Raw genomic sequence first — 20,843 nt, 5'->3', positions numbered from 1 at the left:
GCTCAGCCTTTCGGCTTGCCGAGGTTTTCTTCGCCCGCCTTGTCTCTGGCGGCATCGGCAACCCGTTGACCGGCGTCGCGCATCTCGTCGGCCGCGGCCTCGACAGCGGTTTTGTCGCCCGGCGCGGCATTGTCGGCGGCATCGCGTTTCTCTTCGGCGATGCTTTCGGCCTCGGACATTGCGGCGCGGGCGACACGCTCGGCCTTGTCGCGCTCTTCCCGGAAAATGCGCTCGGCCTCGTCGAAAAGCTCGTCGCGGGTCTGCCCCACCAGCTCGTCCTCGCGCTTGGTGCGCGGCAGGGCGCCGGCCAACGCGGCGCCGACGGCCAGCGCGATGGCACCGGCCACCAGCGGCTGCTCCTCGACGAAATCCGCCGTGGCGTCGCGGCCGCGGGCATAGTTGCGCCGCGCCGCTTCATCGGCCTTGTGCGCCATGTCGAGCGCGCGCGCCCGGGCGGTGACGATCCGCTCGCGGGCGGCGTCGCTCAGGTCTTCGGTGCCACGGGCAAGCCGCTCGCGGGCGCGGCCCACACGGTCGGCGGTGCCGCGTGCGGCGCGGCTGACGCCATCGGCGGCGCTGCGCGCGCCCCCGGCCACGGCAGACCCTGCGGCGCTGGCGCCCGAGCCCACGGCCTCGGCGGTGGAGCTTGCGCCCGAGGCGACGCTGGCGGCGCCGTCGCGAACGGTCTCGCCGGCGGCGCTGGCGGTGTCGGTGGCGCGGTCGGTCAGCGAACGGTCATCATCCTCGTCGTCCCAACCCTCGTCGAGATCGTGACGCGCCCATTCGGGATAGCCGGCATAGGTCGAGCCGTAACGCGCTTCGCGCTCGGTCGTGGTGCTATATCCGGCCCCGGCATAGCGGTCGCGCCCGGCGAATTCGCGCATCGGCCCGGCGGCGTAGCCAGGCACGCGACGGTCATGATTGCTGCTGTGATGGGTGACACCGTTGCGGCGGACGTCCTCGGCCGGGTCGTCGTGCGACCGGCCAAAGATCAGCCAGGCCAAGCCAACGCCGGTAACGGCCAACGCCAGCGGATTCTGCTTGGCCGAGCGGCCGACGGCATCGCCGAACTCGCCACCATGACGCCGGACGCCATTGGCGATCTCGGAAATCACCGCCTCGGGCGAAAACTTGTCTTGCAGGGCATCGACGGTACTGGCCAGATCGGAACGCTCGCGTTCGATGTCTCGTTCGATCTGATCGGGGGTGCGGGTGTCATTTGGCATTTGCGGCTCCTTTGACGGCTTCGACATCGCGCTGCACGTTGGCCGCGGCGCGGCTCGGAGCGATGCTGCTCAGTTTCAGATCATTCAGGCCCTTCTGGACGAAGCCATAGGCGACGATCACCAGAACGACGCCCACGGCAAAGGCGGCCCATCCAGGATCCATCCCGGCTTCGGCCAGCCCGGCGACAATGGCGCCGACAAGCACGTTGAGCGCGGTCAGCGCCACCACAAGCGCGGCCACCAGCAAGCCGATGGCGGTGCCCGCCCGGCGCAGGTTCTGGTCGATCTCGGCGCGGGCCAGATCGACCTCGCCGCGCACCAGGGCGCTGACATGGGCCATTGCATCGCCGAGCAGGCTGGAGGTGCTTTCATTCGGTGACTTGGTCATGATGTCTCTCCTTTCCCGGTGCGTGTCATGCTGGGGTGGGCGCTGGCCGAGGCCACGCCCTGGCCGCCGCCATAAGAGGGCTGGCCATCGCCGGCGCGCCCGCTGGCCTCGTCGCTCAGCCGGGCACGGCGCGATGCCTTGGCCATGCGCACGCCGGCAAAGCCCAGAAGCGCCGCACCACCGAGAAAGGCCACCGGATTGCGCCGGGCGAAATCGCCCAGATCATCCACCATCTGGCCGAGATCCTTGTCGCGCACGGTGTCGGCGAAATCGGCCATCGAGGAGGCGGCGGCGCCGAAGGTGCGCTCTTGCGCCGAGCCGTCGCGCAGCTCGTCCGAGGCCTTGCGCAGCGCCCGGGACACGGACGAGATTTCATCGGCCACGCCCTCCTTGGCGGCATCGGCCCGGGCATGGGCCTCGCCGACGACGGTTTCGCTCATGTCGCGGGCGGTCTCTTGCGCATCCTTGCGCAGGGCGTCGGTCTCGGTCCGGGCCGTTTCCGGGTCGCTTTTGCGCGTTGTGGTTGTGCCGTCAAAGTTTTGGGTACTCATGATAAATCCTTTCGGCAGGGGTCACAGAACAAAATTCACGATCGCAAGCACGATGACGATCAGTCCGACGAGATAAATAATGGCATGCATGGCTGCCTCCCTTGGTTGCCTGGCCTCACGGCCGTCTCACGTCTCAACACGGTTTCATGAGCTTTGTTCCGTCGTGCCGCCGCGGTCGGCGCCGCTGGCCCTTGCCGGCTTGCGCGACAGCACGATCAGCAGCGCGCCCCAGAGCATGAGGTCGAATCCCAGCACCACGCCGGGCAGCCAGATCGCGTTAAACGGGAAACCGAACCACAGAAGCAGGGCCACGGCAAAGGCGGCAAGCCCCGAGAGCATCATCCAGATGGCGCCGGGTTCGCGGCGGCGCTTGAGACCGTACCAGAGCCGCAGCACCCCGCTGGCACCCAGCCAGGCGATGATCAGCGTGGCCAGCGCGACAATGCCGACAAAGGGCTGAAGGATCATCAGGATGCCGACGCCGATGGCGAGAACCGAGAGCGCAAAGGTGCTGGCCATTTCCCAGGTCTCGTGCCGGCGGAACGCGGCGAAAAGGCCGACCGCCCCGGAAAAAACCAGGCACCAGCCAACGGTCAGGACGGCCGCGAGCGAGGCGAAGAACGGCAACAGGATCGCCGCGATCCCGGCGATGATGCTGGCGACGCCAATGGCCACCAGCGCCCATCGCGGGCCGCGCGCGAATTCACCGCGCCCGAGCGACACGTCGGAGGCGCTGTCCGCCATCGGCGGCGATGCTTGTGGATCGGGGTTGTCTTGGGTCTTGTCGGTCTGGGTCATGATGTGGGCTCCCGGTTTCTGTGCGGGTCCGACACTTCTGGAGACCGGCGGCCGGGCCGCGTGCGGTGGCATGGGCCCGAGGCGTTATGCGTCCGCGAAGGTGACGATCCGGCGAGCGCCGAGATCGGGTTTTTTGTCGGCGTCGAACCTAGCCCGGGCGATTTCGAGCCCGAAGGTCACGGCGCTGTCGGTTGCGGTCCAGATCGCGGCGTCCCTGAGCGCGAGGCGCAGAAGCCTCACGTCGAACCCGTCGCGCCCCGCATCGAACCAAGCGGCGGCCGCAGCAGTCCAGACATCATCCAGCCTGGCGGTGTCGACGCTGGGTTCGAACCGGCCGGACAGGCAGGCGTAAAACGTGCCGTCTCCCTTGGTCAGGCAGTAGTGCGCCTCGGCGCCCCGCCCCATGGCCCGCACCAGATCGGTGTCGGAAGAAGTGATGAACCAAAGCTCGGCCGTGTCACGGTCGGCGTGATGGGTCATCGGCTGCATGTGCGGATCGGCATTCTTGACGCCGAGCATGCCGGTGCCGGTGTCGCTCAACACGTCGAACAGGGCGGTGCGCGCATCTGCGCGCACCTTGTCTGTCATCGACATTCCGCGGCCTCAGAGCGTACTGGCCCAGGCATCGACTTCCCGCTCGGCTTCTTCGCGGGTCTTGCCGTATTTCTCCTGGATGATGCCGGCCATCTCCTGCCGGTTGCCCTTGGCGCGCTGCAATTCGTCGTCGGTGAGGTCACCCCATTTGGCTTGAGCCTGACCTTTGAATTGCTTCCAATTGCCTTCGATTTGGTCCCAGTTCATAATGTCCTCCTGTTCGCTTTGCGTACTGAAATGTAAACGCCGGCGTTACAGGCGAGTTCCCGGCGGATGTGAAAATCTGCCGAAAAATCATTTACTTCCAGACTGTCGAATTTCGGGAACTTTATGGTCGCGGCGGTGTTCACGACTCAGTGAACGGCGCCGTCATGCGAAGGAATGCCAGCCCATGGGACAGCCGCAGAAAGACCCGGCCGGCGCGCCGCACCTCCAAAATGTGATCTATCTGGACAGCAGACGCCCGGCAGCCCCGAAGGTGGTGGCGCAAAAGCCGGGCCAAGACACTGCCCGGGCAGTGCTGGACACGCCGCAGGCGGACCAGGCAGCCTTTCCCTGGCACCGCATCCTCTGGCCGATCTTGGCGGTTCTGGTGCTGGGCACGATTTCCTGGGCGGCCTGGACCTTGTAGGCAAAGCCCCCGCCGGTTCGCGGCGGGGGCCCGTCAGGCTTATTGTTCGACTTCGACGTCGGTATCGCCGGGGGCGACCTCTTCGACCGGGGCCTCGGGCGGCACGTCGACGGTGCCTGTCTCAAGCTCGGTCGGCGAAACCTGCTCGGTGGCGGCCTCCGCCGGCTCGCTCTCGGGGCCGGGTGCGGTGACAAAGACCTCGCCGATCCAGAACAGGATCAGGCCGATGGCAAAGACCGCCACGACGGCCATGCCGATCAGCGGCCCCCTGTGGCGGCGTTTTTGTTTTTTCAGGTTGGTGTCGGGTGAGCTCATCTTCCGTCTCCGCTGGTCTCGGTGATGTGGAAGGCAGGCGATGCTTTTGGTCCGCAGGCCCACCTCTCGGGTTCCCGGACCAACGCCTGACGGCCCGGCAAGTTCCCAGTCACAGCCCCCTGCGCCGAATTTCCGCACGCGCACGGTGTTCGGACGGACACAGAAAATCGCGCGCTCGCCCAGGACGAAAAAGACCGGACCCGGTCCGATGTTGCTCGAAGAATTGCCGCATCCGGTCACGAACATGCTGGCGACGATGCTCTTGGATATCGTCACCGACCGCGAGAGCGGTGCTCACAGGCTGCGCCCTTTCATCCGATGCAGGCTCAGGGAATGCTGACCTGACCGGCCTCCGGCTGCACGACCGAGCGCAATGCCTCGCCGATCATCTGATCGGAGAAGGGCCGGACCAACATGCCCCAGCCCTTCTCCTGCGCCTGTTTCTGATCGTCCTCCCCTACGGTCAGAACAATGCCGGCTCCCTTTTGGGCAAGGGTCTGGTCAAGACCACTTTCCACCACCTTGGACAAGCGCATCTCAAGAAAGGCAGCCAGAACATGGGCTTCTTCCACCAGCTTGGCCAAAAACTCCTCCAGCTGGCTGGCATGAACAACCCGGCAATCACACACAGCGCCAAGCGATCCGATGATATCCTCTGCAATGAGCGGATCCCGCTCGAGAACCAGGATCACCGGCGCGGCATCCTGGTGCGCGAGGCCGCTTGGCTCAACGCTGTCTTTCATCGATTCCCCTCTGCTCATGAAAGCATATTGATTCCTTCGCCCAACCCTTGCATTAAAATATGACATACCAAGACAAGGTTTCTTGCCATGACCACGCCTTGCCGAAGCTGCCCGCTGCGAAAGTGGCCGATTTTCGATCCTCTGACCGAGAAAGAACTGGCCTTCATGCAGGAGTTCAAATCCGGCGAGCTGGCCATCGAGGGCGGCGCGACGTTGATGATGGAAGGGTCGAACAGCCCGCAGCTGTTTACCGTGCTCGAAGGCATGGGCCTGCGCTACAAGACGTTGTCGGGCGGCGAACGTCAGGTGATCAATTTCGTTTTCCCCGGAGATTTCCTTGGCTTGCAGGCGGGCGTGATGTCCGAAATGCAGCATTCGGTCGAGGCGACGACACAGATGCGGCTCTGCGTCTTTGACCGCAAGGCGTTGTGGTCTTTGTTCGCGGACCACCCGGACCGGGCCTTTGACCTGACCTGGGTCGCCGCGGTCGAAGAGCATCTCCTGGGCGAGAGCCTGGCGGTCATTGGCCGGATGAATGGCCTCGAGCGCATCGCGCGGGCCTTTGTCCGGCTTTACGACCGGGGCAGTGCGCAGGGCCTCGTCCGAAAAAACCGGCTGCCCCTGCCCTACAAACAACATGATCTCGCCGATGCGCTGGGGCTGTCGCTAGTGCATACCAACAAGATGCTCACCCGCCTGCGCGAACGTGGCCTGGCGTCCTGGCAGAACGGGATGCTGACGGTCCGGAAATACGACGCGCTCTGCGAACTGGCGCAGCTCGAACCCGACCGCGAGCAGATCACCCGCCCGCTGATCTGACATCGGCCGCGACCGCGCCCGTCGCGGCAGCGACGCAGACCCGCAAGCCCGGCAACAATATCGCCCACTGGCGGGAACCCGGCCCGGGTTCACAGGGTTGCTGACCTGTGGCTCATCGATACAAAAATCCCGACCCGATCCTGCGGTCCGCCGTCATCGTCATCGCCGCGATCCTTGTGTTCGCGACGCTCAAGGCGGGGGCAGACATTTTTGCGCCGCTGACGCTCGCGACAATTACCGGCGTCATGCTGGCGCCGGTGACCGACGGGCTTGAAAAGCTCGGGCTGTCAAGCGGGCTGGCCTCGGCCTTGGTGCTGTTTGCGGGGGTCTGCGGCATCGGGTTGCTTGTTATCCTGGTGGAACCCGTGGTCTGGCGCGTCGCCGAAGAGGTGCCGCGCATCCGGCTCGAACTGCGCAGCTTCATCGAGGAGCTCCGCGGGCTGATCCGCGGCCTCGAGGACGTCAACCGCGAGGTCGAACAGGCCCTCGGCGGTGACGGCAACGGCCAGACCGACGCCGAAGGTGACCCGGTGATGCCCAATCTGACCAGCGCCATCCTGCTGGCGCCGGTGTTCCTGGCGCAATTCCTGATCTTTGTCGGGGCGCTGTTCTTCTTTTTGTTCACCCGCAAGAACATCTATGTCTACATGTCGCGCAAGATCGGCTCTTCGGCGGAAACGCCCGAGATCATGCGCCGCCTCACCCGCGCCGAACGCGTCGTCTCGCGCTATTTCCTGACGATCACCACGATCAATTTCGGCCTTGGCGCGGCGGTTGGCAGCGCGCTGGCGCTGATCGGCCTGCCTGGCCCGGTGATCTGGGGGCTGGCGGCGGCAATGCTGAACTACATCCTCTATATCGGTCCGATCGGGATGGTTCTCGGACTCAGCCTCGCCGGGCTGCTGGCCTTCGACGGCATCATGGTGATCCTGCCGCCGGTGCTCTATCTGCTGTTCAACCTGATCGAGGCGCAGTTCGTCACGCCGGCGCTGGTCGGCAAGAACATCGCGATAAACCCGCTGCTGATCTTTGTCTCTCTGGTGGTCTGGCTCTGGCTCTGGGGGCCGATCGGAGCCATCGTGGCGATCCCGATGCTGGCGATCCTGCTGGTCATGCTCGACGTCTTCGAAGGGGAGGTTCCGGGCGAAGTCGCGGCGGCGCCGTCGCCCAAGAACACATCGGCCACGCCCGAGGTCTGAGCCCTATCGCCGGATCCGCGCCAGAACGGCGCGCCAGCCGCCCGGCGCCAGCACCCCGGCCAGCAGAAAACCTGCGGCAAAGCCCGCGAAATCGGCCGCCCAGGTGGCATCGGTGCCGTAAAGCAGGCCGAACACCAGCCGGATGAGCAGCAGCGCGCCGATCAGGAAAAACGCCCGCGCCTGCGGCGCGCCCTCTTCGCCCAGTCGCCGCCAGAGCAGCAGGGTAAAGCCACCGATAATGCCGTAGACACCCGGAAAGCCGCCGATCAACGGCACCGGATCGTCGAGCAGCAGGCCATAGGCTGCCGCCCCGACCACCGAGGCAAAGAAAAACAGCGCGATCACCCGCGCCCCACCCATCACCTCGCCGACCCATTTGCCCAGCGCCAGCAGCATCACGCCGACAAACAGCGCATGGGTGAAATTGGCCTGGATGAAGGGATAGCTGACAAAGCGCAGAAGCTGCTCGGGCGGGTAGATGCCATTGGCCAGCATCCAGTCGAAGATATCGCCGGAAAAGGCGAAGTTCTGCATCGCGTTCAGCCGCCAGCCCACCGCCTGCGGCCCACCGACAAAGCCCTGGGTGCCGGCCTGAAAGGCCAGCTCGATCCCGGCGATCACCAGGAACAGCCCGGTGATGGCCGGCGGCAACGGGTTGACCGGCGGATGGTTGAACGGATCGGACATGGGCGCTCCTGCTGTGGCTCCGGGCCTTCGGCTTGACGGCCTCGGATGCCATGGGTAAGCGCTGAACGATCGAAAATCCAGACGGAGAAATCCCATGACAGAGGGCGTCCAAACCCCATCTGCCTTCACCCCGCGCGTCTTTTCGGGCATCCAGCCCTCGGGCAACCTGCATCTCGGCAATTATCTCGGCGCGCTCAAGCGCTTTGCCGACAGCCAGGACAGCGGCGTTCAATCGATCTTCTGCATGGTCGACATGCATGCGATCACCGTCTGGCAGGATCCGGCCGACCTGCGCCGCGCCACCCGCGAGCTGGCGGCGGGCTTCATCGCCTCGGGCGTCGACCCCGACAAGTCGGTGCTGTTCAACCAGTCCCAGGTCTCGGCCCATGCCGAGCTTGCCTGGATCTTCAACTGCGTGGCACGCATGGGCTGGATGAAGCGCATGACGCAATGGAAGGACAAGGCCGGCAAGAACCAGGAAAATGCCTCGCTGGGCCTGTTCGCCTATCCGGCGCTGATGGCGGCCGATATCCTGACCTATCACGCGACCCATGTGCCGGTGGGCGAAGACCAGAAGCAGCATATCGAGCTGACCCGCGACATTGCGATCAAGTTCAACAACGATTTCGGCGTCGATTTCTTTCCGATCACCGAACCGGTGATCGAGGGCACCGCGACGCGGGTGATGTCGCTGCGCGACGGGTCGAAGAAGATGTCAAAAAGCGATCCCTCGGACGCCTCGCGGATCAACCTGACCGATGATGCCGACATGATCGCCAAGAAGATCCGCAAGGCCAAGACCGATCCCGAGGCGCTGCCCTCGGAGGCCGAGGGGCTCGAGGACCGGCCCGAGGCGCGCAACCTCGTCAATATCTATGCCGCGCTGAACAACCAGACGGTGGCAGAGGTGCTGGCCGAGGCCGGCGGGCGGCAATTCTCGGAGTTCAAGCCGATGCTGGCCGATCTGGCGGTGGCCAAGCTCTCGCCGATCTCGACCGAGATGTCGCGGCTGATGGGCGATGTCGGCGAGATCGACCGTATCCTGGCGCATGGCGCCGGCCGTGCGCGGGCCATCGCGGCGCCGATCCTCGAGCGGGCCTATGACATTGTCGGCATGGTCCGGGGCTGACCGCCGCGGATCGCCGGCCGCGGACCGGGGGCGACCCTCCGGTCCGCGGTATTTTCAATCGGAATACGTGATCAGCCGGTGGCTGACGCTCAGGCGAAGAGCGGCAGACGAAAGGAGAAGGTGACCTCTCCTTCGCCGCTCTTGACCTCGAGATGGCCGTTATGCGCCGTGGCGATGGCCGAAGCTATGTAGAGCCCAAGTCCGAGACCATCGCCGCCGGACCCGGCAGCGCGGCGGAAGGGCTCGAATAGTTTCTGGGCGAAATCGTCCGAGACCGCCGGGCCGGCGTTGGTGACCGCGATGGTCATGCCCGCATCGTCGCAGAAGGCCGCAACCCGGATCGGGCCACCCTCGCGCCCGTGCTGCACCGCATTCGCCAGCAGGTTCGACACCGCCTGCGCCACCCGCGGCGCATCGCAGCTCACCGGACGGTCGATCTCGAGATCGAGGCTCACCTCATGCGCGGGATGGGCGATGCGCACCTCTTCCACCACCTGGCTGATCGCCTGGCGGATCGGCGCATCCGCGACCACCGAGACCGAAATCCCGCCGCCGAGCCGCTGTTTGGCGTGGATCAGCATGTTGCCGATAAGATCTTCCATCCGCAGCACCGCCGCCCGCATCAGCGCGACGGTCTGTTCCGCCCGGTCCGAGAGGGCCTCGCCGCGCAGCTGCCGCAGGCCGGCGCCAAAGGCGGTCACCGGATTGCGCAGGTCATGGCCGAGGATGGCGACGAATTCCTCGCGCGCGGCGGCCAGTCGGCGTTCATGTTCGACCAGCTGTTCCTGCGCCTCGAGCCGCATTTCGGTATCGAGGCTGCGGCCGATGAGATCGGCGAACATCCGGAACATCGCCTGCACTCTGGGCCGCTTGACCCGGCGCGGCACGATGTCGATGCCGCAGAGCGTGCCGAAGAAGCTGCCATCGTCGCGGTAGATCGGGATCGAGACATAACTCACGATATTGAATTGCCGGGCAATCGGATGATCCACGAAGGCCTCGTCGGTGTTGACGTCGTCAAAGACCACCGGTTCGCCGGTGTCGCGCGCGGTCTGGCAAAAGGTGCTGCCGATGGCGATCTCATCACCGCTGGCCAGATTGAACGAGATATCGTCGGAGGTGCGGCAGGCGACCCAGCGATCCGCGGTCACCCGCGAGACGGCGGCAAAGCGCATGCCGGTCGCCAGGCGCACGGTTTCGAGAATGACGCTCACGGTTTCGCTGCCGGCAATCAGCTCGATATCGGCCTGAAAGTCGTGGTTTCCCCCGAGAAAGGCCTGGTGGTCCTGCATGCGGGTCGTTGGTACGGTCATTGCGCTCCTGCCTGTATGGCCTGACTCTGTGGCACCCCGGCCGGAGTGTGACCGCATCCGCCGCCGGGTCAAGCGTCTGGAAGCAGCATGACACGCAGCCGCCGGCTCGGAAGCCGGGCGCGTCGGGTGTCGGTCCGGGGGGGCCCGGACCGTCGCCTTAGAGCATAACGAGGCAGGTGCAAAGCCACAAAGCGGATGCCGGCGCCGGGCGGGCGGGAGCCGGTCAAGGCGACGGGCCGGATCGAGGGGGGCGGTGCCGTCCCCCTCGGCGGGCTCAGTCGGCGATCACGTCCTGGCGCTGCTGGCCCAGCCCGGCGATGCCAAGCTCCACCACGTCGCCGGCCTTGAGGTAGCGCGGCGGCTTCATCCCCAGCCCGACGCCCGGCGGGGTGCCGGTCGAGATCACGTCGCCGGGGTGCAACGTCATGAACTGGCTGAGATAATGCACAAGATGCGCGACGCCATAGACCATCGTTTTGGAGGAGCCGTCCTGCATCGTCTCACCGTTCACGGTGAGCCACATGGCGAGGTTCTGCGGATCGGAGACCTCGTCCCGGGTGACCAGCCAGGGGCCGATCTGGCCGAAGTTGTCGCAGCTCTTGCCCTTGGTCCACTGACCGGCGCGTTCGGCCTGGAAGGCCCGTTCCGAAACGTCGTTGGTGATTGCGTAGCCGGCCACATGGTCCAGCGCCTCGGCCTCGCTGACATATTTCGCTGCCTTGCCGATGATCACCGCAAGCTCGACCTCCCAGTCGGTCTTTTCCGAGCCACGCGGAAGGATGATCGGGTCGTTCGGGCCGCAGATCGCCGAGGTCGCCTTCATGAAGATCACCGGCTCGGGCGGCACCTCCATGCCGCTTTCGGCGGCGTGATCGGCATAGTTCAGCCCGATGCAGATGAATTTTCCGGTGCCCGCCACCGGCGGCCCGAGCCGGGGATTGCCCGCGACTTCGGGCAGCCCGCCGGCATCGACTGCGGCAAGCCTGGCCAGGCTCTCGGGCGACAGCGCCGCGCCGGCGAGATCGTCGATCAGGCCGCTGAGGTCGCGGATGGTGCCGTCGCTGTGCATCAGGCCGGGTTTTTCGGCGCCCGGAGCGCCATGGCGAAGCAGTTTCATTTGTCGTCTTTCTTGAGGAAAATCAGAGGGTCCAGCCGCCGTCGATGCAACAGGCCTGGCCGGTGGTGAACGTGGCGCCGGCCAGGTAGACCGCAAGATCGGCGATCTCTTCCGGCGCGGCGATGCGCCCCATCGGCTGCCGCGCGACAAAGGCGGCGCGGGCGGCCTCGTAGTCGCCGCCCGCCGCAAGCCGGTCGTCGAGCGACGGCGATTGCACCGTGCCGGGGCAGATCGCATTGCAGCGGATGCCCTGCGCCACGTGATCGGCGGCAATCGCCTTGGTCAGGCCGAGCACCGCCGCCTTGGTGGTGGAATAGACAAAACGGTTGGGCACGCCCTGGACCGACGAGGCCACCGACGAGACGTTGAGGATCGTGCCCGACTTGCGCTCGAGCATGCCCGGCAGCACCGCCTGCACCATCCGCACCATCGATTTGACGTTGAGGTCATAGGCAAAGTCGAGCTCGGCCTCGGAACAGTCCAGCACCGTGCCGCTGTGCACCACGCCGGCGGCGTTGAACAGCACATCGACCGCTCCGGCCCGGGCGCAGACCTCGGCGACGCATTCCGCATCCAGAACGTCGAGCCGCGCGGTCTCGCAGCCATCGAGCCCGGCTAGGCCGGGCGCGTTGATATCGGTGGCCAGCACCCGCGCGCCGGCGCGGGCAAAGGCTTGGGCGGTGGCGCGGCCGATGCCCTGGGCGGCGGCCGTCACCAGCACGCGCTGGCCTGTCAGATCGCTTGTCATATCTTGTCTCCCTTGCGCGCCGTCACATCACGGCGCCGATTTGCCAGGGCACGAATTCCACCGCGCCAAAGCCCTGCGCCTCGCTCTTGGTCTGGCTGCCGGAGGCCACCTGAAGCAGCAGATCGAAAATCTCCTGCCCCTTAGCCTCGAGGCTGGTGCCGGAGAGGATGTCACCGCAGTTCACGTCCATGTCTGGCTCCATCCGCCGCCAGAGATCGGGATTCGAGGCGATCTTGATCGCCGGCACCGGCTGATAGCCCGAGACGCTGCCGCGGCCTGTGGTAAAGGCGACCAGATTGGCGCCCGAAGCGATCTGCCCGGTGACCGAACAGGGATCATATCCGGGGCTGTCCATGAAGACGAAGCCGGGCTGATCGATCGGTTCGGCGTATTTGTACACACCCGAGAGCGGCGCGCTTCCGCCCTTGGCCACCGCGCCCAGCGATTTCTCGAGAATGGTGGTCAGCCCGCCGCGCTTGTTGCCGGGCGAGGGGTTGTTGTCCATCTCGCCAAAGTTGCGGGCGGTGTAATCTTCCCACCAGTCGATCAGGTCGATCAGCTTGCGGCCGGTCGGCGCATCCACGGCGCGGCGGGTCAGCAGGTGTTCGGCGCCGTAGATCTCGGAAGTTTCCGACAGGATCGAGGTGCCGCCATGGCGCACCAGAAGATCCGAGGCCACGCCCAGCGCCGGATTGGCGGTGATGCCGGAATAGCCGTCCGAGCCGCCGCATTGCATGCCCAGAACCAGGTGGCGGGCCGGGGCCGGGGCGCGGCGGGCCTTGTCGGCCTCGGCCGCCAGCTCGCGCAGGATCGCCACGCCCTTGTCGACGGTGGCGCGGGTGCCGCCCTGTTGCTGGATCGTCATGTAGCGGAACCGCGCGCTGTCTTTGAGCGCCTTGCGGTCGATCAGATCGGGGATCTGCATGACCTCGCAGCCCAGCCCGATCATCAGGATGGCGCCGAAATTGGCGCTGTGGCCATAGCCCGCAAGGGTGCGGAACAGCGTCTCATAGCCCTCGCCCTTGCCGGCCATGCCGCAGCCGGTGCCATGCACGATGGGCACGATGCCGTCGACATTGGGGAATTCGGCCAGAATGTCCGCCGCGGCCGCGCCTTCGGCAATGAACCGCGCCACCGAACCGGCGCAGTTCACCGAGGTGAGGATGCCGATGTAATTGCGTGTGCCGACCCGGCCGGAGGGGCGGTGAAAGCCCTGGAATTCGGCCGCCGCCTCCGCTTTCGGCAGGGGCTGCGCGGCGGTGCCGAAGGCGTGATCCTGTTTGTGCGCCCCCATGCCGAGGTTGTGCACATGAACATGCGCGCCAGCGGAAATGTCAGCGCTCGCCGCGCCGATGATCTGGCCGTATTTCAGGATATTCTCGCCGCGCCGCAGGTCGCGCAGCGCGATCTTGTGGCCCGCCGGAACCGCCTCTTGCGCGGTCACATCGCCGGGCAACCGGGTGCCCGCCGGCACGGCGCGCAGGGCGACAAGAACGTTGTCGCCGGCGTGCAGACAAAGCGCAAAGGGCTGGTCGGTCATTTCTGTATCCTTCACGGCGTCACGATGACCTTTATCAGGTGATCATGGTCATGCGCGAGCTTCGCGAACCGCGCGGGCAGATCCTTGAGCGGCACGATGGCCGAGGCGATGGCCTCGGTCGGCACCGCGCCGCTGCGGATCGCCGCCATCACCCGGTCGAAATCCTCTTTCAGCGCATTGCGGCTTCCGATGATGCGGGATTCGCGCTTGTGAAACTCGGCGTCGGCGAAGGTGATGCTTTCCTTGACCACGCTGACCAGCACGGTGCTGCCGCCATGCGCCACCAGTGGAAAGCCCGCCTCGATCGCCTTGGCATTGCCGGTGGCGTCGAACACCAGATCGAACCCCTCGGCCAGATCGCCCGACAGGATATCCTCGCCCGGCTGATGGGTGTCGGCAAAGCCGAAGAGATCGGCGGCCTTGGCAAGCCGCTGGGCGCTCAGATCCATCAGATGCACCTCGGCCCCCGCGATCCGGGCAAAAAGCGCGGTGCCAAGCCCGATCGGCCCCGCGCCGGTCACCATCACCCGGTCGCCCGCCCCGCACCCTGAGCGCGCCACCGCATGGGCACCGATGGCAAGGAACTCGACCATCGCCGCCTGCTCCGGTGTCAGCCCTTCGGCGGGATAGAGGTTCTGTTCCGGCACAACGATCCGGGCGCACATGCCGCCATCGGCGTGCACCCCTAGCACCGCGATATCGCTGCAACAATTGGGTTTGCCACGTCGGCAGGCCCGGCAGGTGCCGCAGGACAGATAGGGATTCACCACCACCAGCCTGCCGGCGTCCGGCCCGTCGGCCAGATGCCCGGAGAGCTCGTGGCCGATCACGCGCGGGTAGTTCAGAAACGGGTGTTTGCCCTCGAAGATGTGGTAATCGGTGCCGCAGATGCCGATGGCGGCGATATCCACCAGTCGGTGACCTTCTGGCGCCTCGCGCGGCTTGGCACGTTCTTGCAGCGCGAAAGTGCCCGGCTCGACACAGGTGCCGCAGGCCATTGTCTCTTGCATCACGTCCTTCATTGCGCCGCCTCCAGATTGCGCGCCGTCCAGTCGGCCGGCAGTTCGCCCTTGACGATCAGGCTGAGCACATCGTCCTTGGTCACCTCGTCGATGCGGTGGGCGCCGACTAGCCGGCCCTTGTTCATCACCACCACCCGGTCGCAGAGGTCAAAGACATCGTGCATGTCGTGGCTGACCAGCAGGATGCCGATGCCCTCGGACTGCAATTGCCGGATCAGATTGGCGACCATCGCGGTCTCCGACGGGCCGAGCGCGGCGGTGGGCTCGTCCATGATCAGAACACGGGTGTCGAAATAGATCGCCCGGGCAATGGCGATCACCTGCCGCTGGCCGCCCGAAAGCGACGAGACCGGGTCTTGCAGGTTCTTGAAATTCGGGTTGAGCCGGGCCAGCACCTTGCGCGATTCCGCCAGCATGCGGGCATCGTCGAGATTGCCTAAACGGGTCTTGAGCTCGCGGCCGAGAAACAGGTTCGACGGCGCATCCAGGTGATCGGCCAGCGCCAGCGTCTGATAGATCGTCTCGATTCCGGCTTCGCGGGCGTCGTTGGGATCGGCAAAGCTCACCGGGCTGCCGTTGACGCGGATTTCGCCGGCATTGGGGATCATCGCGCCGGCCAGGATGCGCATCAGGCAGGATTTGCCGGCGCCGTTGTGGCCCAGCACGCCGACCACCTCGCCGGGAAACAGATCAAGCGAGACGTGATCGACGGCCCGGACGCCACCGAAGTGCTTCTCGATACCGATCATCTCTACGAGGGGGGGCTGTGACATGGGGCGCCTTTCTGCCGGGGGTCTGCTGCTGTCTGATCGACGGGCGCGCAACCTGGCGCGCCCGCCGCGATTTCGGCTCAGTAGAGCACGTTTTTCGCCTGGTCGGAGTCGATGTTCTCCTGATCCACCAGCACCACACCGGTGTTGATGAAGGGCTCGACCTTTTCACCGCCGAGGATGTCGATGATCGCGTTCACGCCCTTTTCGCCCATCGCGAAAGAGCCCTGAACCGCCGTCGCCTCCATCAGCCCCTCGCGGACGAACTGTTGCAGGTCTTCGTTGCCGTCAAAGCCCAGCGCGACCAGCTGACCGGCCTTGCCCGCCTGCATGATGGCGCGGCCCATGCCCACGGCGGTGGGCTCGTTGGCGCCGAAGATGCCGACAAGATCGGGGTTTGAGGCAAGGATATCGGTGGTCTGGTTCAGCGCCTGCGCCATCTGGCTCTGCGAATAATAAGGGCCGACGATTTCCAGATCCGAATTGGCGGTCAGATAGTCCGAGAAACAGCCGACGCGGCCGATTTCCGATCCGACACCGGCGACATAGGACATCACGGCAACCTTGCCCTCGGTGCCGGCCTCGTCGATCATCCGCTTGGCCACCTCTTCGCCGGCGGCGCAATTGTCGGTGGACAGGAACGCCTGATAGGTGCCTTTCGCGCCGTCGGTCAGGGCGCTGTCGATGATCACCACCGGAATGCCGCTCTCATAGGCACGCTTGACCACCGGAGCCAGCGCTTCGGGGTCGGACGGTGCCAGCACGATGCCGGAAACGCCGCGATTGATCGCGTTCTCGACGAGGTTGACCTGATCGGCGACGGCGCTTTCGGTGGCCGGGCCATCAAAGCTGAAGCTGTGTTCGGACTGGGCCGCGATCGCGGCTTCCGCGCCCTTGTTGACGTTCTGCCAGAAGTTCGAGCTGGTGGTCTTGACGATCACCGCGATCTCGCCGGCCGTGGCCATCCCGGCCGAAAGCGCCATCACCGACGCCAGCATTCCAAGCTTGTAGGTCTTCATCTCATTCCTCCTCAGTTGAGATTTTGGGTCTTGGTCTTATTGGACGCCCGGTCCGGCCATGGCCGGCACCGGACAGAACCTCTGTCAGCGCCGGTTGCGCATCTGGTCGATCCAGACCGCGCCGATCACCACCGCACCGATGACGATCTGCTGGATGAAGGCCGAGACGCCGGCCATGTTCAGCCCGTTGCGCAGGATGCCGATGATGAAGGCGCCGATCATCGTGCCCGAGACGGTACCGACACCGCCCGAGAGCGAGGCGCCGCCGATCACCGCCGCGGCGATGGCGTCAAGCTCGTACATCACGCCTTCGCTGGGCTGCGCCGTGACCAGACGCGACATCAGCACATTGCCCGCCAGCCCGGCCAGCGCGCCCGACATCACATAGGCATAGAGTTTGGTCTGATCGACGCGCACGCCGGAAAGCCGCGCCGCCTCTTCGTTGGAACCGGTGGCATAGATGTGGCGGCCGATGCGGCGGCGCCGCAACATGTAGGCCGCGCCCATTGCCACCAGCAGCAGCAGGATCGCCGGATAGGGAATGCCGGGAAAGATCACCTTGGGAAACCCGTTGGACTGCATCTCGACCATGCGAAAGAGCGCCCCGTTGCCCAGCCGGCCAAAGGCCTCGCCAAGCTGGGAAATCGGCGCCGCGCCGGTCAGTTGCAGGGCCAGACCCCGCGCCATCAGCATCATGCCCAGCGTCGCCACGAACGGCGGGATCTTCATCCGGGTGACAACCAGACCGTTGACCGCGCCACAGCCGGCGCCGATCAGAACGCCAAGGGCCATCGCCGGCGCCACCGGCAGCCCGGCCTTGATCGCCATCGCCGTGCCGACCCCGGAGAGCGCCAGAACCGAGCCGACCGAGAGGTCGATGCCGCCGGTGATGATCACCATGGTCATGCCGATGCCAAGCAGGCCGATGACAGAGGTCTGCAACAGGATGGTCAGCCCGTTGTTGACCGAAAAGAATGCCTGGCTGGCCAGCGAAAACCCGGCCACCAGAAGCAGCAGCGTCAGAACCGCCGAGAGCCGGTGGATCTTGGCCGCATCCGGCATCAGGGCCGCCAGCGGCGTCGCAGCGCGCCGATCCGCGGGTTTGGTTGCGTCAGACATGCGCCTCCCCTTCTCGCTGTCTTGCATTTAATTATTTAGTACATAAACAAGCCTCTCTTGATTCCGTCAACTGTTTTTTATAATATCGTACAAATACAAGAACCGCCCCGGGGCGGACGCGAGGAAAGGCAGTGACATGGCGCGCAGCGACACCAGGTATCGGGAGGCCTACAACCGGATCCTCACCTATTGCGAGACCCTGCCGCCCAAGGCGCCGATTCCCTCGGAAACCCGTCTGGCCGAGATTGCCGGCGTCAGCCGCACGGTGATCCGGCGCTGCCTGACGCGGCTGGAAGAGCTCGGCCTGATTTCCTGGCAGGGCCGCGACAAACATCTGCTGCGCCAGCCCCGCGCCGAAGACCGGATCGCGGTGCCCGAGGCCGCGGCCGACCCCAGCGATCTCGAACAGCGCTTTCTCGATTGGGTGCTGCGCTTTGACGTGCCGGCGAATACGCCGCTGTCGGTGGCGGAACTGTCGCGCACCTTCGAGGTGCCACAATACGATCTCAAGGAATTTCTTGCCGGGCTCAGCCGCTTTGGCCTGGTCTCGCGCCGGCCGCAGGGCGGCTGGATGCTGCTGGGCTTTACCAAGGATTTCGCCATCGAGCTGTCAGACTTCCGCTCGGTGCTGGAACAGAACGCCGTGAGCCAGGTCGTCGAGGCGCCGGTGGACCATCCGGTCTGGGCCAGGCTGGCGCAGCTGCGCGCCGACCACCTCGCCCTGAAACAGGCCATCGACCGCGATTTCCACGAATTCTCCAAGCTTGACGAACGGTTTCACCAGACCATCAATTCAGTGGTCAGAAATCGCTTTATCGCCGAGTTCCAAAAGGTGATCTCGCTGATTTTTCACTACCATTACATGTGGGACAAGACCGAAGAGAAACACCGCAATGCCGCCGCCATCGATGAGCACCTGGCGATCATCGACGCGCTCGAGGCCCGCGATGCCGAGGCCGCGCGCGACGCCGCCCTGCGCCACCTGCGGACCTCGAAGACAACCTTGCTGTCCTCGCTGCGACACCACGACCTGGGCTGAGCGCGCTCAGCCAAAGAGCGCTTGCAGGCCGCGCGGCGTTGGTGTCGCAAGCGCGTCGAGATTGCGGGTCAGCGAGGCCGGTTTCGCGGTGCCAAGCAGCACCGAAGCCGCCGCCGGATGCTGCATGGCGAAATGCAACGCCGCCGTCGCCAGCGGCACGCCCAGCGCCTCGGACCTGGCCTGCAACTCGGCCACTTGGTTCAGCACCTCTTCGGGGGCCGGGCCGTAATCATAGGTCGCGCCTTCGACCGGGCCGGTCGCCAGAATGCCGGAATTGAAGATACCGCCGAGCACCAGGCTTGTCCCCGCCGCTGTGCAGGCGGGCACCAGCTCTGCCTCGGCGGATCGGTCCAGCAGCGTCAGCCGGCCGGCCAGCAGGATCACGTCGATCGGCCCGGCATTGCGCATCAGGTCGAGGCAGACCTCGCATTCATTGACGCCAAGGCCAAAGGCCTTGATCCGCCCTTGCTCGCGAAGCCGAACGAGCCGCGCATAGCCGGTGTCAAGAAACGCCTCGCGGTGCGGGCGATTACCTTCGGCGCCATGGGTATATTCCCCGATATCATGCACATAGAGAATATCTATCTCCGTGCGCCCGAGCCGTTCGCAACTCTGCTCGAAGCTCTCTTCGAGCCCGTCGCCGGAGTAATCGTAGCGCACGTCGTTCTGGGCCGGGCTCACATAGCCGTCGGCCTCGGCAATCGTCGATCCGGCGGGCGACAGGATGCGCCCGACCTTGGTGGACACGACAGCCTCGGGGCGGGATTTCAGGAACCGCCCCAGACGCATCTCGGACAGGCCGCGGCCGTAATGCGGCGCGGTGTCGAAATAGCGGATGCCCGCCTCCCAAGCGCGCGACAACACCGCTTCGGCCTCGGCTTCGCTGGTTTCGCGATAGAGATTGCCGATACTGGCGCAGCCGAAAGCGACCTCGGTGACCGAAAGATCCGTGGTGCCGATGCGTCGTGTCTTCATGGTCATTTCCCCTCCAGGGCAGCGCGCAGCTGCGGTTTGGCGCCAGTGTCGCCGTTGGCCTCAGCCCAATCGAGAAAGGCGCCGATCCGACGCGCGAGCTTCTCGGCATGGTTCTGGGCGATGTCTTCGAGACAGTGATCGAGATAGGGGTTGGCAAAGCGCTCCAGCGTGGTCGCCACATATTCGGCCACGCCCTCGCCCTCCCCCGCCGCGGCAAAGCCGGGCAGCACCTCCTGCGCATAAAGGTCGCGCAAACGCCCGGCCCAATCGGCATCCGCCATCACGTCGCGCACATGGGTGGCACCGGCCCGCCCGCGCGCCAGCCAGTCGGCCACGATCCAGCTGTGCCCGAGGTTGAGCACGAAGAGCTTGCGGCGCTCGATCGGCCCCAGATCGGGCACCTCCCGTATCGCCGGATGGGTGCAGGGCAGCCGCAGGCGCGGCTGCCCCTCGATCGCCCAGAGCGCATAGGGTTCGGCAACCGCCCCCGCCGGATGCAGCGGCTCGGAAACGATGCGGTCGACCAGCGAATTGACCCAGACGACCTCGTCACGCAGCCAGTCGCGATAGCCCGCCGGCATGGCGCCGGCGGCGGCCAGCACGAGATCGCGCAGGACCCTGCCATTGTTGCGCACCAGCTCGGTCGGCATGATCTGCACCGGTGCGCCGCCAGCCTCGAACCGGCCGCGCAACAGATGCGCCAGCTTGGCGGGATACGACATCGCCATGTCGAACCGCGCCCCCGCATCGGCCGGTTGCGGCGCAAAACCCGCATCGGCGGTGTTCGACAGGATCATTTCCACATCCCCCGCCACCAGGCGCGCCACTTCGTCCAGATCCGGGCCGAGCGACAGGCCGCGCGCCACCGAGGTGACCCGCCGGGTTTCGTCCAATGGCTTGCCGTCCTGCAAGCCGCGGATCCTGACGTCATAGCCCTGTGCCAGCGCCGCGACCCGCCCGGCGCGCGCCGGATCGCCGCTCGATTGCACCACCACGACGGGGCGCGCCTCTGGCATGGCCTCGGCAAGGAACAGATCGGCATGCGCCTGAAGAAAGCGGCTGGTGCCGAATTGCAGGACGGTTGGAATTGCCATTGACGAG

24 protein-coding genes are annotated in these 20,843 nt (G+C 65.7%); 5 read left to right on the top strand and 19 right to left on the bottom strand.

The features are described 5' to 3' along the window. Positions 1–2: 2 nt before the first annotated feature. From AC0J5K_RS01370 to AC0J5K_RS01345, 6 genes are all read right to left on the bottom strand, one after another. A complete protein-coding gene (locus AC0J5K_RS01370) occupies positions 3–1,226 on the bottom strand; it encodes a DUF3618 domain-containing protein (protein WP_274565864.1) in 1,224 nt (407 codons plus the stop codon). Next, positions 1,216–1,614, bottom strand: a complete 399-nt coding sequence (locus tag AC0J5K_RS01365) for a phage holin family protein (protein WP_274565865.1) — start codon at positions 1,612–1,614, stop codon at positions 1,216–1,218. Before AC0J5K_RS01365 ends, AC0J5K_RS01370 begins: the two co-directional genes overlap by 11 nt. After that, positions 1,611–2,165: an ATP synthase subunit B family protein gene (locus AC0J5K_RS01360; protein WP_274565866.1), complete on the bottom strand. Its 555-nt coding sequence runs from the start codon at positions 2,163–2,165 to the stop codon at positions 1,611–1,613. Before AC0J5K_RS01360 ends, AC0J5K_RS01365 begins: the two co-directional genes overlap by 4 nt. 144 nt (positions 2,166–2,309) lie before the next feature. Next, the gene (locus AC0J5K_RS01355) at positions 2,310–2,963 is read right to left on the bottom strand and encodes an HdeD family acid-resistance protein (RefSeq protein ID WP_074836887.1); all 654 of its coding nucleotides are present in this window, start codon (positions 2,961–2,963) and stop codon (positions 2,310–2,312) included. Positions 2,964–3,047: 84 nt separating this feature from the next. Continuing rightward, complete coding sequence (locus AC0J5K_RS01350) at positions 3,048–3,557, bottom strand: pyridoxamine 5'-phosphate oxidase family protein (RefSeq protein ID WP_074836885.1); 510 nt, start codon at positions 3,555–3,557, stop codon at positions 3,048–3,050. A 9-nt stretch (positions 3,558–3,566) separates the two neighbouring features. Further along, the gene (locus tag AC0J5K_RS01345; RefSeq protein ID WP_048529290.1) at positions 3,567–3,764 is read right to left on the bottom strand and encodes a CsbD family protein; all 198 of its coding nucleotides are present in this window, start codon (positions 3,762–3,764) and stop codon (positions 3,567–3,569) included. Between the two features lie 184 nt (positions 3,765–3,948). Between AC0J5K_RS01345 and AC0J5K_RS01340 the strand changes: the two genes are divergently transcribed. Beyond that, complete coding sequence (locus tag AC0J5K_RS01340) at positions 3,949–4,188, top strand: hypothetical protein (protein ID WP_074836883.1); 240 nt, start codon at positions 3,949–3,951, stop codon at positions 4,186–4,188. Between the two features lie 39 nt (positions 4,189–4,227). On the opposite strand, the gene AC0J5K_RS01335 is transcribed toward AC0J5K_RS01340, so the two are convergent. Beyond that, on the bottom strand, positions 4,228–4,503 hold the full coding sequence (locus tag AC0J5K_RS01335; protein ID WP_048529285.1) for a hypothetical protein: 276 nt from the start codon (positions 4,501–4,503) through the stop codon (positions 4,228–4,230). A 326-nt stretch (positions 4,504–4,829) separates the two neighbouring features. Further along, a complete protein-coding gene (locus AC0J5K_RS01330) occupies positions 4,830–5,246 on the bottom strand; it encodes a response regulator (protein WP_274565867.1) in 417 nt (138 codons plus the stop codon). A gap of 87 nt (positions 5,247–5,333) precedes the next feature. Between AC0J5K_RS01330 and AC0J5K_RS01325 the strand changes: the two genes are divergently transcribed. Continuing rightward, positions 5,334–6,065 carry a Crp/Fnr family transcriptional regulator gene (locus AC0J5K_RS01325; RefSeq protein ID WP_048529280.1) on the top strand — a complete coding sequence of 244 codons (732 nt, stop codon included), beginning with the start codon at positions 5,334–5,336 and terminating at the stop codon, positions 6,063–6,065. Between the two features lie 107 nt (positions 6,066–6,172). Continuing rightward, positions 6,173–7,264, top strand: coding sequence for an AI-2E family transporter (locus AC0J5K_RS01320; protein ID WP_274565868.1), 1,092 nt, complete (start codon positions 6,173–6,175; stop codon positions 7,262–7,264). A gap of 3 nt (positions 7,265–7,267) precedes the next feature. Here AC0J5K_RS01320 and AC0J5K_RS01315 read toward each other — a convergent pair whose 3' ends face one another. Then, positions 7,268–7,951: a rhomboid family intramembrane serine protease gene (locus AC0J5K_RS01315; RefSeq protein WP_074836880.1), complete on the bottom strand. Its 684-nt coding sequence runs from the start codon at positions 7,949–7,951 to the stop codon at positions 7,268–7,270. A gap of 94 nt (positions 7,952–8,045) precedes the next feature. Here AC0J5K_RS01315 and trpS point away from each other — a divergent pair, with 94 nt between their 5' ends. Beyond that, positions 8,046–9,080, top strand: coding sequence for a tryptophan--tRNA ligase (gene trpS / locus AC0J5K_RS01310; RefSeq protein WP_048529275.1), 1,035 nt, complete (start codon positions 8,046–8,048; stop codon positions 9,078–9,080). An 89-nt stretch (positions 9,081–9,169) separates the two neighbouring features. On the opposite strand, the gene AC0J5K_RS01305 is transcribed toward trpS, so the two are convergent. The 8 genes from AC0J5K_RS01305 to AC0J5K_RS01270 form a co-directional block, all read right to left on the bottom strand. After that, complete coding sequence (locus AC0J5K_RS01305) at positions 9,170–10,393, bottom strand: GAF domain-containing sensor histidine kinase (RefSeq protein WP_048529271.1); 1,224 nt, start codon at positions 10,391–10,393, stop codon at positions 9,170–9,172. Positions 10,394–10,667: 274 nt separating this feature from the next. Further along, positions 10,668–11,510 carry a fumarylacetoacetate hydrolase family protein gene (locus AC0J5K_RS01300; RefSeq protein ID WP_074836876.1) on the bottom strand — a complete coding sequence of 281 codons (843 nt, stop codon included), beginning with the start codon at positions 11,508–11,510 and terminating at the stop codon, positions 10,668–10,670. A 22-nt stretch (positions 11,511–11,532) separates the two neighbouring features. After that, positions 11,533–12,258, bottom strand: a complete 726-nt coding sequence (locus tag AC0J5K_RS01295) for an SDR family oxidoreductase (RefSeq protein WP_074836874.1) — start codon at positions 12,256–12,258, stop codon at positions 11,533–11,535. Positions 12,259–12,280: 22 nt separating this feature from the next. After that, the gene (locus AC0J5K_RS01290; protein WP_274565870.1) at positions 12,281–13,798 is read right to left on the bottom strand and encodes a UxaA family hydrolase; all 1,518 of its coding nucleotides are present in this window, start codon (positions 13,796–13,798) and stop codon (positions 12,281–12,283) included. Between the two features lie 11 nt (positions 13,799–13,809). Continuing rightward, positions 13,810–14,820: a zinc-binding alcohol dehydrogenase family protein gene (locus tag AC0J5K_RS01285; RefSeq protein WP_274565871.1), complete on the bottom strand. Its 1,011-nt coding sequence runs from the start codon at positions 14,818–14,820 to the stop codon at positions 13,810–13,812. Further along, positions 14,817–15,593: an ATP-binding cassette domain-containing protein gene (locus tag AC0J5K_RS01280; protein ID WP_074836870.1), complete on the bottom strand. Its 777-nt coding sequence runs from the start codon at positions 15,591–15,593 to the stop codon at positions 14,817–14,819. The genes AC0J5K_RS01285 and AC0J5K_RS01280 overlap by 4 nt, the downstream gene beginning before the upstream one ends. Before the next feature lie 77 nt (positions 15,594–15,670). Further along, positions 15,671–16,609: an ABC transporter substrate-binding protein gene (locus AC0J5K_RS01275; protein ID WP_048529259.1), complete on the bottom strand. Its 939-nt coding sequence runs from the start codon at positions 16,607–16,609 to the stop codon at positions 15,671–15,673. An 84-nt stretch (positions 16,610–16,693) separates the two neighbouring features. Next, positions 16,694–17,728, bottom strand: a complete 1,035-nt coding sequence (locus AC0J5K_RS01270) for an ABC transporter permease (RefSeq protein WP_211568872.1) — start codon at positions 17,726–17,728, stop codon at positions 16,694–16,696. Positions 17,729–17,864: 136 nt separating this feature from the next. Between AC0J5K_RS01270 and AC0J5K_RS01265 the strand changes: the two genes are divergently transcribed. Further along, positions 17,865–18,767: a GntR family transcriptional regulator gene (locus AC0J5K_RS01265; protein WP_274565872.1), complete on the top strand. Its 903-nt coding sequence runs from the start codon at positions 17,865–17,867 to the stop codon at positions 18,765–18,767. Positions 18,768–18,773: 6 nt separating this feature from the next. Here the strand turns inward: AC0J5K_RS01265 and AC0J5K_RS01260 are convergent, their stop codons facing one another. Both AC0J5K_RS01260 and AC0J5K_RS01255 read right to left on the bottom strand, forming a co-directional pair. After that, on the bottom strand, positions 18,774–19,742 hold the full coding sequence (locus tag AC0J5K_RS01260) for an aldo/keto reductase (RefSeq protein ID WP_274565873.1): 969 nt from the start codon (positions 19,740–19,742) through the stop codon (positions 18,774–18,776). A gap of 2 nt (positions 19,743–19,744) precedes the next feature. Beyond that, positions 19,745–20,836 carry a mannitol dehydrogenase family protein gene (locus AC0J5K_RS01255; RefSeq protein ID WP_274565874.1) on the bottom strand — a complete coding sequence of 364 codons (1,092 nt, stop codon included), beginning with the start codon at positions 20,834–20,836 and terminating at the stop codon, positions 19,745–19,747. Positions 20,837–20,843 lie beyond the last annotated feature (7 nt).

It is taken from the genome of Marinovum sp. E3, assembly GCF_055755275.1.
Note: the sequence above shows the minus strand (reverse complement) of the source record. Positions and strands in the feature narration are given on the sequence as shown.

Bases quoted from the DNA above. Each gene is read 5' to 3' on its own strand.
- AC0J5K_RS01275 (WP_048529259.1), bottom strand. From the start codon at position 16,609: ATGAAGACCTACAAGCTTGGAATGCTGGCGTCGGTGATGGCGCTTTCG.
- AC0J5K_RS01345 (WP_048529290.1), bottom strand. From the start codon at position 3,764: ATGAACTGGGACCAAATCGAAGGCAATTGGAAGCAATTCAAAGGTCAG.
- AC0J5K_RS01260 (WP_274565873.1), bottom strand. From the start codon at position 19,742: ATGAAGACACGACGCATCGGCACCACGGATCTTTCGGTCACCGAGGTC.
- AC0J5K_RS01300 (WP_074836876.1), bottom strand. From the start codon at position 11,510: ATGAAACTGCTTCGCCATGGCGCTCCGGGCGCCGAAAAACCCGGCCTG.
- AC0J5K_RS01360 (WP_274565866.1), bottom strand. From the start codon at position 2,165: ATGAGTACCCAAAACTTTGACGGCACAACCACAACGCGCAAAAGCGAC.
- AC0J5K_RS01325 (WP_048529280.1), top strand. From the start codon at position 5,334: ATGACCACGCCTTGCCGAAGCTGCCCGCTGCGAAAGTGGCCGATTTTC.
- AC0J5K_RS01305 (WP_048529271.1), bottom strand. From the start codon at position 10,393: ATGACCGTACCAACGACCCGCATGCAGGACCACCAGGCCTTTCTCGGG.
- AC0J5K_RS01280 (WP_074836870.1), bottom strand. From the start codon at position 15,593: ATGTCACAGCCCCCCCTCGTAGAGATGATCGGTATCGAGAAGCACTTC.
- AC0J5K_RS01330 (WP_274565867.1), bottom strand. From the start codon at position 5,246: ATGAAAGACAGCGTTGAGCCAAGCGGCCTCGCGCACCAGGATGCCGCG.
- AC0J5K_RS01290 (WP_274565870.1), bottom strand. From the start codon at position 13,798: ATGACCGACCAGCCCTTTGCGCTTTGTCTGCACGCCGGCGACAACGTT.
- AC0J5K_RS01270 (WP_211568872.1), bottom strand. From the start codon at position 17,728: ATGTCTGACGCAACCAAACCCGCGGATCGGCGCGCTGCGACGCCGCTG.
- AC0J5K_RS01350 (WP_074836885.1), bottom strand. From the start codon at position 3,557: ATGTCGATGACAGACAAGGTGCGCGCAGATGCGCGCACCGCCCTGTTC.
- AC0J5K_RS01365 (WP_274565865.1), bottom strand. From the start codon at position 1,614: ATGACCAAGTCACCGAATGAAAGCACCTCCAGCCTGCTCGGCGATGCA.
- AC0J5K_RS01340 (WP_074836883.1), top strand. From the start codon at position 3,949: ATGGGACAGCCGCAGAAAGACCCGGCCGGCGCGCCGCACCTCCAAAAT.
- AC0J5K_RS01315 (WP_074836880.1), bottom strand. From the start codon at position 7,951: ATGTCCGATCCGTTCAACCATCCGCCGGTCAACCCGTTGCCGCCGGCC.
- trpS (WP_048529275.1), top strand. From the start codon at position 8,046: ATGACAGAGGGCGTCCAAACCCCATCTGCCTTCACCCCGCGCGTCTTT.
- AC0J5K_RS01295 (WP_074836874.1), bottom strand. From the start codon at position 12,258: ATGACAAGCGATCTGACAGGCCAGCGCGTGCTGGTGACGGCCGCCGCC.
- AC0J5K_RS01335 (WP_048529285.1), bottom strand. From the start codon at position 4,503: ATGAGCTCACCCGACACCAACCTGAAAAAACAAAAACGCCGCCACAGG.
- AC0J5K_RS01255 (WP_274565874.1), bottom strand. From the start codon at position 20,836: ATGGCAATTCCAACCGTCCTGCAATTCGGCACCAGCCGCTTTCTTCAG.
- AC0J5K_RS01285 (WP_274565871.1), bottom strand. From the start codon at position 14,820: ATGAAGGACGTGATGCAAGAGACAATGGCCTGCGGCACCTGTGTCGAG.
- AC0J5K_RS01355 (WP_074836887.1), bottom strand. From the start codon at position 2,963: ATGACCCAGACCGACAAGACCCAAGACAACCCCGATCCACAAGCATCG.
- AC0J5K_RS01265 (WP_274565872.1), top strand. From the start codon at position 17,865: ATGGCGCGCAGCGACACCAGGTATCGGGAGGCCTACAACCGGATCCTC.
- AC0J5K_RS01370 (WP_274565864.1), bottom strand. From the start codon at position 1,226: ATGCCAAATGACACCCGCACCCCCGATCAGATCGAACGAGACATCGAA.